The organism is Oceanobacillus sp. CFH 90083, from assembly GCF_009389585.1.
GTDB lineage: Bacteria > Bacillota > Bacilli > Bacillales > Amphibacillaceae > Oceanobacillus.
In genome coordinates, this window is sequence record NZ_VIYG01000055.1 from 1 (window position 1) to 346 (window position 346).

Genomic DNA, 346 nt, shown 5'->3' on the forward strand with positions numbered 1-346 from the left:
CGTAGTCAAACGCTCTATCCAATTGAGCTACGGGCGCTTATGGTGCCGAGGACCGGAATCGAACCGGTACGGTAATCACTTACCGCAGGATTTTAAGTCCTGTGCGTCTGCCAGTTCCGCCACCCCGGCAATATTTGGAGCGGAAGACGGGATTCGAACCTGCGACCCCCACCTTGGCAAGGTGGTGTTCGACCACTGAACTACTTCCGCATATTGCTTTTGCTAAAAAATGGTGCGGGTGGAGGGACTTGAACCCCCACGCCCGAAGGCACTAGATCCTAAGTCTAGCGCGTCTGCCAATTCCGCCACACCCGCAAATGGTGAGCCATGAAGGATTCGAACCTTC

3 tRNA genes are annotated in these 346 nt (G+C 54.9%); all 3 read right to left on the reverse strand.

Features of this window, described 5'->3' with window-relative positions:
* Nucleotides 1-40: 40 nt before the first annotated feature.
* Nucleotides 41-129: transfer RNA gene (locus FLK20_RS21455), tRNA-Leu, on the reverse strand.
* A 6-nt stretch (nucleotides 130-135) separates the two neighbouring features.
* Nucleotides 136-210 (reverse strand) — tRNA-Gly (locus FLK20_RS21460).
* Between the two features lie 20 nt (nucleotides 211-230).
* A tRNA-Leu gene (locus FLK20_RS21465) sits at nucleotides 231-315 on the reverse strand.
* Nucleotides 316-346: the final 31 nt, after the last annotated feature.